At 61.7% G+C, this 13,274-nt stretch carries 15 protein-coding genes; 2 read left to right on the top strand and 13 right to left on the bottom strand.

Going from position 1 to position 13,274, the window contains the following annotated elements:
* Positions 1–26 precede the first annotated feature (26 nt).
* Positions 27–383: a hypothetical protein gene (locus IE097_RS05635; protein ID WP_189459161.1), complete on the bottom strand. Its 357-nt coding sequence runs from the start codon at positions 381–383 to the stop codon at positions 27–29.
* A complete protein-coding gene (locus IE097_RS05630; RefSeq protein ID WP_189459160.1) occupies positions 380–841 on the bottom strand; it encodes a phage tail tube protein in 462 nt (153 codons plus the stop codon). Before IE097_RS05630 ends, IE097_RS05635 begins: the two co-directional genes overlap by 4 nt.
* A gap of 213 nt (positions 842–1,054) precedes the next feature.
* Between IE097_RS05630 and IE097_RS05625 the strand changes: the two genes are divergently transcribed.
* Complete coding sequence (locus tag IE097_RS05625; protein ID WP_189459159.1) at positions 1,055–2,125, top strand: hypothetical protein; 1,071 nt, start codon at positions 1,055–1,057, stop codon at positions 2,123–2,125.
* On the opposite strand, the gene IE097_RS05620 is transcribed toward IE097_RS05625, so the two are convergent.
* The 11 genes from IE097_RS05620 to IE097_RS05570 form a co-directional block, all read right to left on the bottom strand.
* Entirely contained in the window at positions 2,112–2,483 is a 372-nt protein-coding gene (locus IE097_RS05620; protein WP_189459158.1) for a DUF3168 domain-containing protein, read from the bottom strand. The two genes, IE097_RS05625 and IE097_RS05620, sit on opposite strands and share 14 nt — an antisense overlap.
* Positions 2,480–2,929, bottom strand: a complete 450-nt coding sequence (locus IE097_RS05615; protein ID WP_189459157.1) for an HK97-gp10 family putative phage morphogenesis protein — start codon at positions 2,927–2,929, stop codon at positions 2,480–2,482. The genes IE097_RS05620 and IE097_RS05615 overlap by 4 nt, the downstream gene beginning before the upstream one ends.
* Before the next feature lie 3 nt (positions 2,930–2,932).
* Positions 2,933–3,277, bottom strand: a complete 345-nt coding sequence (locus IE097_RS05610; protein WP_189459156.1) for a phage head closure protein — start codon at positions 3,275–3,277, stop codon at positions 2,933–2,935.
* Positions 3,277–3,846, bottom strand: a complete 570-nt coding sequence (locus IE097_RS05605; RefSeq protein WP_189459155.1) for a head-tail connector protein — start codon at positions 3,844–3,846, stop codon at positions 3,277–3,279. Before IE097_RS05605 ends, IE097_RS05610 begins: the two co-directional genes overlap by 1 nt.
* Before the next feature lie 13 nt (positions 3,847–3,859).
* Positions 3,860–5,101: a phage major capsid protein gene (locus IE097_RS05600; protein WP_189459154.1), complete on the bottom strand. Its 1,242-nt coding sequence runs from the start codon at positions 5,099–5,101 to the stop codon at positions 3,860–3,862.
* A gap of 83 nt (positions 5,102–5,184) precedes the next feature.
* Positions 5,185–5,973, bottom strand: a complete 789-nt coding sequence (locus IE097_RS05595; protein ID WP_189459153.1) for a head maturation protease, ClpP-related — start codon at positions 5,971–5,973, stop codon at positions 5,185–5,187.
* The gene (locus tag IE097_RS05590) at positions 5,942–7,273 is read right to left on the bottom strand and encodes a phage portal protein (RefSeq protein ID WP_189459152.1); all 1,332 of its coding nucleotides are present in this window, start codon (positions 7,271–7,273) and stop codon (positions 5,942–5,944) included. The genes IE097_RS05595 and IE097_RS05590 overlap by 32 nt, the downstream gene beginning before the upstream one ends.
* The gene (locus tag IE097_RS05585) at positions 7,270–8,892 is read right to left on the bottom strand and encodes a terminase large subunit (protein WP_189459151.1); all 1,623 of its coding nucleotides are present in this window, start codon (positions 8,890–8,892) and stop codon (positions 7,270–7,272) included. The genes IE097_RS05590 and IE097_RS05585 overlap by 4 nt, the downstream gene beginning before the upstream one ends.
* A gap of 47 nt (positions 8,893–8,939) precedes the next feature.
* Complete coding sequence (locus tag IE097_RS05580) at positions 8,940–9,761, bottom strand: hypothetical protein (RefSeq protein ID WP_189459150.1); 822 nt, start codon at positions 9,759–9,761, stop codon at positions 8,940–8,942.
* 190 nt (positions 9,762–9,951) lie between these two features.
* Positions 9,952–10,326: an HNH endonuclease gene (locus IE097_RS05575; protein WP_189459149.1), complete on the bottom strand. Its 375-nt coding sequence runs from the start codon at positions 10,324–10,326 to the stop codon at positions 9,952–9,954.
* A 46-nt stretch (positions 10,327–10,372) separates the two neighbouring features.
* A complete protein-coding gene (locus tag IE097_RS05570; RefSeq protein ID WP_189459148.1) occupies positions 10,373–10,852 on the bottom strand; it encodes a VOC family protein in 480 nt (159 codons plus the stop codon).
* A 692-nt stretch (positions 10,853–11,544) separates the two neighbouring features.
* On the opposite strand from IE097_RS05570, the gene IE097_RS05565 reads away from it, so the two are divergent.
* On the top strand, positions 11,545–12,927 hold the full coding sequence (locus tag IE097_RS05565) for a hypothetical protein (protein WP_229797440.1): 1,383 nt from the start codon (positions 11,545–11,547) through the stop codon (positions 12,925–12,927).
* Positions 12,928–13,274 lie beyond the last annotated feature (347 nt).

The following is a 13,274-nucleotide window of genomic DNA, read 5'->3' as shown; positions in this document are numbered from 1 at the left end:
GGCAAAGCGCAGGAAGGGTCGCCGGGTCAGGGCTTTTTTGCGGCGTCGATCGCCTCTTGTGGTGGCGTGTTCAGTCGCCAGGCCACATCGGCCAGCAAGCGCAGTGACAGACCGGACAGATGCGCCGGCAAGCTGGCCACATCGTCGTCGTGCAGCAGTCGCTCGCCGCGCTCGTCGACCAGAGACCGCACCAGCAGCCGGGCCTCGATCTCGCTGGTCATCGGCCGCCCCGCTTCGCGCAATGCCGCGACCTCGAGCCAGAACTGCTCGGCGTCGAGCGCGGACATCTCCGAGACGATGGCCGAACCACCCAGCGCCGGGACCGGCACGGTCTCAGAAGCCCGGCCGGTGCCTAGCAGTTGTTCACGCGACAGCGGCTTCATACGGTCACCTCCGGCTCAACGGCCTGCGGTGCAGGTGGCGCCGGCGGCACCGGTTTGGTCGTCGTCACCGCACCGGTAATCGTCAGGTCGAGCTTGCCCTTGAGGATGTTGTCGACGCCGAACTCGTGCGAGAAGCCCTTCACCAGTGCGTCGAAGCTCTGCACATGGCCACTGGTGTAGGTGATCTGAATCGGCACCACCGCCCCGCTCGCCTTGGCCGCATCGGCCGCCGCCTGACCTTCGTCGTCGAAGATCCGGTTTAAATCCAGACTCACGCCACCGTAGTCCTGCAACCCGAGACGTTTTTCCTTGGCCTCGGACTTCAGGTGGGTGCAGTCGATCTCGTTCGCTTGACCATCCATCCCCGAGAAGTTGGTCACCTCGCCAACTTCGATCCAGCCGTCGGCGCCATCACCGATCGACACCATCGTACCCTGCGATCCAATCGCGTTCGACATCGCACACCCCTACTAAAAAAGCCCGCAAAGCGGGCAGTTACATTGCAAACCCACCAAAGCAAACACCAAAACCTGGAGCCTTTGTCACTGGCTAATAGAAACGCGCCCCCCAACAAAGAACAACACTAGAAAAAAAAAGATCACTGCACTATGAATACATAGCCACCAAAGCATTAAAAAATTAACAATGCAACCACGAAGAAGGACAATCTAATGCGCGTCAGCATATATGCACTATTTACCACTTTCGTTACCACCCCAGCTATTGCCATAGCATTTTCGATAAATCAATCCAGCACATACAATAATCAATCAGAGCAATACACAGACAGCACCCGTGCACCACTTCACGAAAACTTCACCGTTCTTGCCATAAAATCATCCAACATTCAAACCACTTACAAGACTGAAAAATTCATAACCGAAACCGTGTCAGGAGTCCGATGGAATGACGACCCATTAAATATGGCACCGAACCACCCGATTTCGTGGGGACTGCATTTCGAGACTGGTTGTCTCAACCATAAAAAGGTTGGGACTCAATGGGATCTTTCATATAGAACTCACTGCGGAGACATCCAGTTTTTGCACTCAATGGCATCTAACGAAAATGAGATTGCGAAAGACACAATAACAGCCATGAAAATGTGGTTTGAGTTCACATACAAAGTCTCCAGCGGAGAGATTCCCGCATTTACTCCGTTTTCTAAAGTAGGAAAATATCTCTCATTGAGCAGCTCAGAGCAATTTAATGCTTTTTTTACAAAACCTTACCCAGATTGGACACCAGCTGGATTATTTAAAAAGGAGTGCTACCGGAAGGGCGGAAACCTACTCAAGCCTCTAGGTAGCAGAACCACCTTGGTTTGTAAAAAACAGATCTACAGCTCGACTGAAACACAAAACCGTGCACTTGGGTCTGCGCTGCACATGATTGAAGATTCATTCTCAAGTAGCCACGTAATGCGAGAAAACAACAAGGAATATGGAATATCACACACCAATAATGCAGGAAGAATAGTAAAATTCGGGAATTACAATCTGCAAGACGGATTCCGTCACGCTGAAGCCGATAAAAATTACGATTCAGAAGCAGAAGGAAGGAACAACAACATGATACAAATTGCGGGGCAATTTATTGCGCTCGCGTTATCCGAGCGCCAGGACAAGGTGAATCGATGGTCTGACGCCGAAGTCTTGTTTAACGAGAATTTTGAAACCACCGATGAAAACGCAAAGCCAGATTCGATCGGCTATGAACACAAACAAATCATTCACCACTAGGAAGAGACTCCATTTTGAATAAGCACCACGTCGACACATCCACAATTTGCCTGCAAAGCCGCGTCGCGGATTCCAGATCATCGACGATCGACTGAATCACCGGCCGCAACCCCGCCTGTTCGAGCGCTTCGATCGCCTGCTTCGCAAACTGCTTGCCGCTGAGATAGTCGTCGGTCCAGATGCTCAGCTGCAGGCGCAGGTGGTGAGTGTTTGTTCGGCCGGCGAGCACGGTATTCGGGGTGTCGCTGATGACCTGGTACACGAGGTTCGGTCGTGGGGTGTCCTGCGGTGCTAACAGCGGGTAGACCCGGCCTTCGAACAGCGGCGCCAAGGCGGTGAAGATCTGTTCCTCAATCACAGCTTGTTGGCCTCCATCTCGATGCCCTTTTCCAGCTCGACGATGATGCGTTTGGCGATGCCGGTTTTCCTGGCGTCGAAGGTCGGACGGATGAAGGGTTTGGCCGGCATCTTGCTGGTGCCGAACTCGACGAAGCGCCAGTAGTAGGCGCCGTAGTTCACCGGCCGATACTTGTTTCGTGCATCGGCTTTTTGCCTGGTGCGCTCGCTTTTGAGCTTCTTCAGGCGACTGCTGACGCCGACCTGCACCTTGTTCTGTTGTGGCACGCGGAACTGCACGATCTGGGTCTTCATCAAGCCAGTGTCTTCCGGTGCCGCGGCCTTGATCGCAGTGATCAGTTCGCGGGCGCCGGCAGAGAGACTGCGTTTTACCTGCTTGTTCTGGACCTGTTTTGGCAGCAGCCTGAGTTTGCGGCTGAGGCTGTCGAGGCCTTGGATTTTGTTCATGGTTCAGCCTTCGTCGACGCCGCTGGTGCACATCAGCTGCAGGTCGACCTGCCGGCCGTCTACGTCGATGACGGCCTTGATGTTGTAGGAGGTGCTGCCGCAGCGCACGCGCATGGCGGCGGTGATGGTGGGCAGCTGCCGCGGGTAGCGCAGGCTGATCTCGGTGGTCACTTCAGCCTGCACCTGTTGCGCGGCGAGGAACTCGCGACCGCGCAGCGGCCGGATGCCTGCCGGCAGTTCGGTGTCGCCCAGCGGCACCCAGACTTTCAGTTCGCCACCGACGCTGTCGCGTTGTGACTGCAGCTGTTCGATCCGGATGCGCGAGCGGTATTTGTTGAGATTTCCCATCACCACACCCCGCGGATTACGTAGTCGTCGAGCACGCCGTCGACGAAGTCTTCCGGGAGTTCATTCAGCGTGCCGGTCTCGACGTTTTTGCGGTACTCGTAGCTGGTGGCCACGCGGCGGATGATCCAGGTCTTGAAGGCGTCGGGGACATCGCTCGCTTCGCCGTAGCCGCAGCGCAGGGTCACCGTCACGGCGGCCGGATCGCGGCAGGTCGCCGGCCACGACTGCCCGACCGCCGGCCAGAGCTGCTCGGGCTCGCCCGGCAGGATGCGGCAGGCGGCCGGATCGAGCGTCTGCGCTTGGCCTGCCGGGTCGAGGTACTGCACCGACACGATCGCCTGCACCGGCGTGGCGCCGACAAGGTAGCGCGCTTGGGCGAAGCCCGCGGCGGTCAGTTCGACCTCCCTCGTGATGAGGGCTCGGCGGGTCATCCGTTCGGCCGCGTCGGTCGCAGTGCTGATCTCGCGGCGGATGTTGTCGTCCTGGTCAGTGTTGAACTCGTAGCCCCAGGACTTGAATTCGTCGACGGTGACCGGCAAGCAGGTCGGCGGCGTGGTGATGCGCAGCATGGGATTCCTTCAATCAGGCGATCGCTTCTTCCGGCTCGCGGGCTTCCTCTACCCCAGACGGCGCCGAGGCAGCGTTCTTGAACGCCTTGATCGAACCGCCGACGTCGAGCAGGTTGCCGCCCGAGCGCGAGAACATCAGGAAGCCGACCTGACCCTTGCGGGCGAACGCCGAGTCGGTGAAACGGTGCATCTGCATCGCCAGCGCATCACGGATCAGATAGGTGCTGAAGTCGCCGAACAGGATCGAGGTCGCGCCGGCGGCCATGGCCGGCATGTCCTGGTTGATCACGTAGCCATAGCTGAGGATCGTGTCCGGTTCCTTCACGGCGAAGCCCGGCAGCCACAGCGGCCGACCCTGGTCATCCTTGAGCTTCTTCAGCTCGCGCAATGTGCTGTCGGCGAACATCCAGCGGCCGTTGTGGCGATATGCCGGATCGACGCTGTGTTCGAGGTCGATCAGCTCGTCGCCGCTGACGGCCTTGGTCGATGCACCGGTCACGCCGACGGCGGCGTTCGGGACGATGCCGTTCGGCTCGCCGTTGCCGGTACCGAGGGTGAACTTCTTGTTGGTGATCCGGCCGATCCGCGAGATGCAGCGGCGGTTGATCAGCGCATCGAGGTCGACGGCACTGTCCTGCAGCAGCTCGATCGGCACGGTGACGATCTTGGAGCTGAACTTGAAGGTGTTGATCGAGCGGGTACCGAAGGCGATGTCGGCATCGCCGGCTTCGGCGTTCTCGGCGACGATCTCGCCCTCTTCCGAGGTGCCGTCGGTGGTCGGGAACGACATCGCGGCGCCGGTGGCGGTCGAGATCACCGTCGCAACCTCGCGCATGCCACCGAAGGTCTTCAGTGCCTCGATCACCGAACGGGCCAGTTCTTCCGGCACGGTATAGCCGCCCTCGCTGCCGGTGGTGGTGCTCATAGCATTGCGCAGCGTGCCCAGCTGATCCTGCGTCAGCGCCATCGGCCCGTGGCGCAGCAGCGCATCGTAGATCTTCGCAGCTTCGCTGCCAGCCTTCTTGCCAACCGCCTCGACGACGGCATTGTTGACCTGCAGGTCGGCCATCAGCGTGTTGTATGCCTCGATGCGCTCGATCTGCGCATCAATGTCGGCAACCTGCTTCACCGCCGCGTCGTACTCGGCCTGCAGGCTGTCGTTCCACAGCGGATTGTGATCGCTGTCGACGAGGTTCTTCAGCTTGGCACCGATGGCGGCACGCTGTTCGCGGAGGGTCTGGATGGATACGGCCATGGGGAAACTCCAATAAAAAAGGCCGCCCGGAGGCGGCCTTGATAGAAACGGATGAAACGGCGACTGAAGCAGGTATTGCGCGGTCAGAACCCGAGGTTCAGCAGCGCCACGCGGCGCTGGTTGGCGGCCCGCTGTCGGTGGGACTGGTCGTCTTGGGCGGCCGGTGCGGCAGGTTCGGACGGCACTTGTTTCGGCGGTGCCTGATGGCCCGGCGGCACACTGGCCGCAATCGGTGCCTTGGCGTAGGCCGAGAGGTTCCAGCAGGCCGATACGCCTGCACTGTCGTCAGCCAGTTGATCGGCGAAGCCGTACTCGACCGCTTCGGCGGCGGTGAACCAGGTTTCGGCGTTGACCCAGTCGCGCACGCGGCCGTCATCCTGCTTCGTCCGCGTGACGTAGGTGTCGACCAGCGTGGCGTCGACCTTGCGCAGCAGCGAGGCGGTCTTTTCCAGGGAATCGGCGGAGCCGTAGGCCAGCGTCTGGGCCTGGTGGATCATCACGAAGGCACCGGGCGAGATCGCGATCACATCGCCGGCCATGGCGATGAAGCTCGCGGCACTGGCGGCCAGGCCGTCGACGTGGACGTGGATCTGCGCCGGGTGCTGGCGCAGCGCAGTCTCGATCGCCCTACCACCGAAGACGTCGCCACCGGGCGAGTTGATCCGAACGTGGATGGTCGGGGCGTCGATCGCGGCGATCTTCTTGGCGACGGTGTCGGCGGCAACGCCGCCCCACCAGTCGGCCTCGGCCTGTGTGGCGACGATGCAGTCGTACAGGTAGAGCGTGGCCTCATTGCCCGCCTGGTTCTGCACCACATCGAAGCGCCGGTCGGCCTGCCGGTTACTGATCAGCAGGTTCAGCAGCTGTCGCATTCTCTCCTCCATAGTAAAGGCGTTCGCCGCCCGGAATGTCGGGGCGGTTCTCTTCATGGCGCACTTCGTTCGGTGTCATCCAGCCCGGCTCGCCGGCCCGGCCGAGGGCAACCCGGTACGCCTCGTAGCGCGACTTGGTGTCGCCGCGTTCGAGGCCGGTGGTGTCGAACTCGCAGTAGGTCGTGCCACGGAAGACCTTGCGGTTCAGTTCCTGGGCGAACTTCACCAGGTGACGCAGCAAGGTGAACTTCACGAAGCCGATCGACTGCTGCTCGATGCCGGTACCGAAGGACGACGTCTTCTCGACATGGCCGATCATGAACGGCGGCACGCCGAAGATCCGCGCCACCTCTTCGACCGACAGGTTCATGATCCCCAGCAACTGCGCGTCTTCGGCGCTCATGGTCAGCTGGGCGATCTTGAGTCCGCCACTGAGGATCGCCGGCAGGTGGCTGTTGGCGACCCCTTGGTGCTTCTGCGCCCAGGTCTCGCGGATGGTCTGCACCACGCCGGGATCAAGCGCCTTGGGCGAGTCCGACTGCAGCACGAAGTCGGGCCGCGCACCGTTGCTGAAGAAGCGCCCGGTGTACTCGCTCGCCGCCAGTGCGGTACCGGCGACGTTGCGCAGTGCATGCCGGATCACTGGCAGCCCGCGCTGGCCGTCGAAGCCGACCCCGGGGACATGCAGCATGTCGTCCTGATCGAGCGTGTACGGCGTACCGCCGTCGGTGGGCGTGACCCGGTACAGCAGCCGGCCCTTGGCCGGTATCGGTTCGACCGTCGAGTGCGGCAGCGGCTCGAAGCCGGCAATGTCGGGCGAGCGCGCCGACTTGCGGTGAATGCGCGCAAACGCATCGCCCTGCAACAGCACCGAGGTCATCATGCATTCGCGCCAGACTGCGGCACTCATCGATGGCCACGGTTCGAGATTGAGCAGTCGCCACAGCCCACTCTGCGATTCCGACACGGTCTCGCGACCGCGGTCGGTCCAGCGGTAGATCGGCAGCGGCAACGAAGCGATCGAGCCACCGATCAGTCCGACGCAGGCGAACACCGCAGCGACGTTCATCGCGGTGCGTTCGTTCACGGCCATGCCGGCGGCCGACAGGCCGCCGGTGAGGAAGGCGTACAGGTCGGTGCCGGCGTAACCCTGCGACAGCAGCATGCTGTCGTTGTGGATCGGTTCGGCCGGCACCGAGGCCGTGGGCGGCACAGCCGCTTGGGCTTTGTCGGCCTGTCGGCTGGCCAGCCAGTTGTTCAGGATGGTCGAGCCGTAGCCGGAACTGCGCGTACCGGTCATAGCACGATGACTCCGGGCATGGCGTCCGGCTCGGCCGGGAACATCGCCCGGTTCAGCGCCATCACGGTCGCGACGATGCCGTCGATTTTTTCCCGTGACTTGCGCTTGTTCGGGCGCAGGTTGCCGTTGGTGTCCTGCAGCAGCACCACGTTGCCGGCGTTCCAGCGCAGCACCGGGTGGCCGCCGTGGCGGAGCAGTCTGTTGAGCATGATTTCCTCGAGGAACTTGCTGGGCGCCGAGAGCGCCTGGAAATTCTGGGGGATCTCGACCATCTGCAAGCCGGCCTCGGCCAGCTCGCCGGCAAGCTTGAGCGAGTTCCAGTCGTCGTAGCCGATCTCGCGGATGTCGAACACGGCCTGATCGGCCAGTACCTGCAGGCGGATCTGTTCCTGGTCGACGATCCGGCCCGGTGTGGTCTGCAGGTGGTCCTGCTGTGCCCAGGTGCGGTAGTCGACGCGATCCTTCTGTTCGCGCCGCTCGAGCTGGTCTTCGGGCACGAAGAAGCGCGGCAGGATCGTCCAGTTCGGATCGCCGGCCTGCGGCGGGAACACCAGCACCCAGGCGGTCAGGTCGGTGGTCTTGGAGACGTCGAGGCCGCCGTAGCAGTAGCGGCCGTGGAAATCGGTCTCGTCGAACGGCTCACCGCAGGCGTCCCAGTCGTCGAGCGACAGCCAGGCATCGAGCAGCTGGGTCCAGATGTTCAGCCGCTTGGTCAGGAAGTTGAACAGCGCGGTCGGTACCGCCGCGGCCTTTTTGGCCATATCGCGCAACTGCTCGACCTTGATCGACACGCCCATGTTCGGATTGGCCTTGATCCAGTTCTTTTCGTCACGCCAGTCGTCATCGGCATCGAGCGTGTAGATCACCCCGCCGAACGAGTCGTCGGTCTCGGTGCCTTCGAGCACCCGGATCAAATAGCCGCGCTGCTCGAGGCAGATCGAGCCTTCGATGTTCTCGCCGGCGGTGGTGATCGCGTACAGCAGCGGGCTGCGCCGGGCGCCGGTGGCGGTCTCGATCACGTCCCACAGCGCCCGCGACGGGTGGGCGTGCAGCTCGTCGATGATCGCGCCGTGCACGTTCAGGCCATCCTGCGTCTTGGCATCGGCCCCCAGAGGGACGAACAGATTGGCGGTACCGGCGATGAACATCCGGTTGTTGTGCACCGAGATCAGCTGCCGCAGTCCGGGGGACTGCTGCACCATCATCTCGGCTTCCTTGTGGGTGATCTTGGCCTGGTCGAGCTTGGTCGCAGCAGTGAAGACCTGCGCGCCCTTCTCCTTGTCCATCGCGAACAGGTAGAGGCCGATCGCCGAGAGCTTGGTGCTCTTGCCGTTCTTGCGCGCGACCTCCTCGTACCAGGTACGGAAGCGGCGCGAGCCGTCGATGCGGCGCCAGCCGAAGGTCACGGCCAGCCAGAACTGCTGCCACGGTTGCAGCACGATGGGCTGTCCGCCCCATTCGCCCGAGCTTTGCCGGCAGTGTTTGAAGAAGTCGATCACGTGCCGGGCGTGGTCGATGCGGAACACCAGGCCGCGTTCGCCGCCGTTTTTAAGGTCGCGGAAGTGGCGTTCGATCGCCAGCCGGGTGTAGCGGCCGGCGACGATCCGGCCCTCGAGCACGTCGAGGCCGTACCGGTCCCAGGGCTGCAGCGCGTAGCCGGCCGGGATCAGTCCGCCCGCTGGTCCGCGAACATCAGGATCTCGGCCAGCTCCGCACTCAGTACCCGGCCCTTGCTGATGGCTTTGTGTTTGGCACATGCGTAGACGGTCAGTCCGTTGCGTTTGAGCAGTTCGCGGATCTGGCGCGCGATCTTGGCCCGGTTGTAACTGGCGCTCACTTCGTAAGTCCGGCCGGTCTTGTAGCTGACCGCGAAGTGCTTGCCCTTGTGGTCGGCCAGCCATTGGCGGGCCTCGTACCAGTCGGCCATCGCCGCGCACAGCAGGCCGATCGCCAGACCGGCCGAACTGAAGTCGAAACCGCTCTGCTCGAGCAGCGGCTGCAGGTCCTGCCAGAGGCGTTTCTCGGCACTGGTCATCGTCCAGGGCGGCAGCTGTGGGGGGCGCTCGCCTTCGTGGGCCTGCTCGAGCAGGTCGAACGGGCTGAACAGCTCGCCCTGCGACGCCAGCCGGTCGATCACCCGGATGCGCGCGGCCGTGGTGACGGTCAGCCCGGCCTGGTCGAGATCCTTGAGCACCTCGTTGCGGGCACGTCGTTCGGCCATCGACTCGTCCGACTCCATCGAGCCGCCATTGGAATCGACGTCATAGCGGCCACCCTCCTTGCGGATCGCATCGACGTGGGAACGCCAGGCGTCGACCTTCTCGGCCAGCAGCGCCAGGCCGATCAGTGCCGAGGCGTAGTCGAGCTGGGCGTCGGCCAATGACGTCAGCAAGTACGACCAGATCCGTTTGGGTCGTGCCGATTTGAGGAAACGGGGTGGTCGGGGCAGCGCGACCAGCGCGCTCGCCGGGGTGGTTTGCTCGCTCATGCAGCGCCTATCGGTGAACGGGAGAGACGAAACGACCGAATGCCAACTTCAATGCAGCAGCGGGCCGGTTCATACCCCCCCCCTATGGTTTACGGGGGTTTTTACAGAAACGGGGGACTACTCGGTCTAGGACGAAGCGCCCCAGCCTTTTGATAGCCCCCCCCCTTGATCGAGGGGCGATGGGGTCGGCTCAGGACAGCCGCCGATTGCCGAGGCCGCCGTCTTCGCGCGCGGTCTTGGCGTCGTGGCAGGGCTTGCACAGCGCCTGCCAGTTATCGGTATCCCAGAACAGCGTCTGGTCGCCGCGGTGCGGCACGACATGGTCGACCACATTGGCCGGCACCAGCCGGTGACGCGCAGCGCATGCCACACAGAACGGATGCGATCGCAGGAAGGTCGCCCGCGCCTTCTGCCAGCGCGAACCGTAGCCGCGCTGCGCCGACGTGCCGCGCTGCTGGTCGTAACGACGCTCGACCTTGGGCTGGTGCTGCTCGCAATAGCCGCGCTCGACCAGCGTGCGGCAGCCAACCTGCCGGCATGGGCGCATCGGCGAAAAGGAAACCATCAAACACTCCAACCGTTGTGTTAACCGCGGCGGAGCGTGAGCTGCCTCAGCCGCGCCAGGCCGCTTCGATGGCCGCGATGTCGATCTTGCCCATGTTCATCATGGCCTCGAACGCGCGCTTGGCTGCCGCGCGATCCGGGTCGGCGATCGCCGTCATCAGGATGCGTGGCGTGATCTGCCATGACACGCCCCACTTGTCCTTGCACCAGCCGCAGGCGCTTTCCTGACCGCCGTTGTCGACGATGGCATTCCACAGGCTATCCGTTTCAGCCTGGTCCTCGGTCGAGACCTGAAACGAGAAGGCCTCGTCATGCGTGAAGCCGGGCCCACCGTTCAGACCAAGACACGGCAGCCCCATCACCGTGAACTCGACCGTCAGCACATCGCCCTCTTTACCCGCGGGGTAGTCGCCCGGAGCGCGGAGGATGGCGCCGACGGCACTGTCCGGGAACGTCTTGGCATAAAACTCCGCCGCTTCCAGTGCTGCGCCGTCGTACCACAGACAAATCGTGTTCTTGCTGGCCATGCCGGTTCTCCTGACTGTTCAACATCGCGGCAGATCACCCCCTGCCCGTCGTCATCAGTATGAGGCGGATGCTTGCCTGCAGGATGCAGGTGCGCGACCGGCGGTGCGCACCATGCATGTGTCTCAGCCGAAACCGGCCAACTGATCGAGTGCATATTCCGGCAGAACTGACCGCTTGTGCCGGTTGCGTCTGACTACGTTACTTATCGCGCCCCGTTAGTTCGGCCAGCCGTGTAGATCGCAGTCTGTGCATGCAGTTGCTCTATTGCGTCCTGCATGGCCAAGTCCGGCCTAGCGTCGGCAAACAACAATAGCGAGAGTGAAGCCTGGAGCGCGGAGGTCATACCTGACCCTGAGCGCGGTAGAAAAAGGCAACGTGGAACATCGGCTTCTCCAGCAGAGGGACCCCGCCCCATCAGGATGGACTCCCGAGGGGACAAATGATGCAAGGCGATTGCCAGTGAAGTTTGAGAGGTCGCTGGGGCTAGCAGCAGTTGAGCCGAGTGATGGGAGCAGCTAAGCAAACGAGCCCATTGCCCCTCAAGTTCCATGGCTTCAGTTACCTGAGTCAGCCCTGAACTGTCAGTTTCTCCACCCGGAGCCGCCAATTACTTACCGATTTTGCAAGTTGCTTCGTAGGTGCCTATACCGAGGATCGTAGTCACAACAAACAGAAACGTTCGGAGATGGCCATGATTACCCCTACTACACGCAAGCTCAGGTTCTCCGTGTGTCTGGGCATGCTGGCATTGACGCTTTCAGCTTGCACTTCGACCCCACAGTATGACGTTGCCCCGAAATGGTCGGCGGCGTTTCGGAATCTCCAGATGGAAGCTGTCTTTCCGCCACGCGAGGACGTCCAGCCCGGCGATATCGTCCTGGTGTGTAAAGCGGAGTCCGTGCAGAAAGGAAAGCCGGTACCGATCAGCGTTCTGTTGGCTCGACTGTACGATACGCCGGCGGCGATCGGTAACCATCTCGGACTCAGCATGGAGTTACCGAGCAACAAGGGCGTCGCTGCCGGCGAAATGGCGACCGAGCCGGGACTGTTTGCGGAAAAGCCAATAGTTCGTGGCGATCCGTCGAAGGCCAGGTCTCCTGCAACGCGTTTGCGAAATGTCGCCCTGCCAGATGTGATTCAGGTCGCACTGAGTAAGGAAGAGCTGACTGCCTTGATTCCTGCCGGCGTCGCGCTTGGCAATGTATCGATCGGCGCGGAGCAGTTCGACAGCGGCAGCATCAGCGTGCCTTCGGCCGCGGAATACGGTTTACCGCTCATGCCGTTGATGAAGCTGATGGTTCGCGACAAGGAAACGATCGACGACGCGCTGAAAGCAGCGGCACTGGTAGGCCCGGGCGCTTGTGGCGGCGCCAACCTGTATGTGGTCAAGATCATTCAGGATGTCATAGTTGCGAACACTATCCGGGTCACCATGGCGAGCAAGCGAACTTTCGACGCCGGCGCTCAGGTCGGCTACACGCTACCGGCCGACAGTACGGTGAAGCAGACCTTTGCAACGGTGTTGGCGGCCTGGAAAGGCGGCGCTGATTCAAAGAAAGGCACTGACGGTACCTCCGATGCAGACGACGCCAAGGACGGCGGTACCGGTGACGACGTGCCGGCCAAAGCCCAAGCTGCAGCCCCCAAAACCGTCGACAAAGCGAAAACAGCCAAGTCCGCCACGGCAAAAGCAGAAGCCAGCAAACCCAAGGCTGCGGCCAGTTCTCCCAAGGCAGCAGCAGACAAGCCGTCCCCAAGCGATATCGACACCCTGTCCCAAGCACTGGTCGACTCGCTGAAGACTGTTGCTCCCTCGTCAGGTACGACTGCTACCGACGCATTACCCAATGTGAAAACCCGTATCAGCGTCGGCCGTGCGGGCTCAATCACAATGGACCGGACGTTCGTTCACCCCGTTGTTGTAGGTTTTCGCAGCATTCGAATCGTAGGCTCGGAGGGAGACGACGGAACCGTATATCTTACCGCAGGGCCCAAGGCCAATGCTCCTGACACCCCGTTGAGTGTGAAGCACAAAATTGAAGGCTTCGAACCACCACCCAGCCCGAACAAGTAGTTCACAAAGTCCGGACGAAGCCCACAAAAACAAAGACCCGGCACCAAGGTACCGGGTCTTTCGTTTCGAGTGTGTACAGCTATCCGTGGCGGATGCCCGGCGTGAGCCGAGTCCGCGTCATTGCCGCTTTCGCGTTGGTGCTTGGCACGCAGCACCAAGTAAAGGACCGGGAGCGTCACCACCAGGATCCCGACGAGAACGGTACGCCCCATGCATGTGCCTCAGCCGAACCCGGCCAACAGATCGAGTGCAGCCAGCCGGCTCTCGGCATCGCATTCGGCGAACACCTCCGCGCAGGCCGGCACGACGTTGTCTGTCGATCACGGTGCGGCCATCTGCCAGAAACA

Origin of the sequence: Jeongeupia chitinilytica (assembly GCF_014652315.1) — a bacterium.
GTDB classification, from domain to species: Bacteria; Pseudomonadota; Gammaproteobacteria; order Burkholderiales; family Chitinibacteraceae; genus Jeongeupia; species Jeongeupia chitinilytica.
Note: the sequence above shows the minus strand (reverse complement) of the source record. Positions and strands in the feature narration are given on the sequence as shown.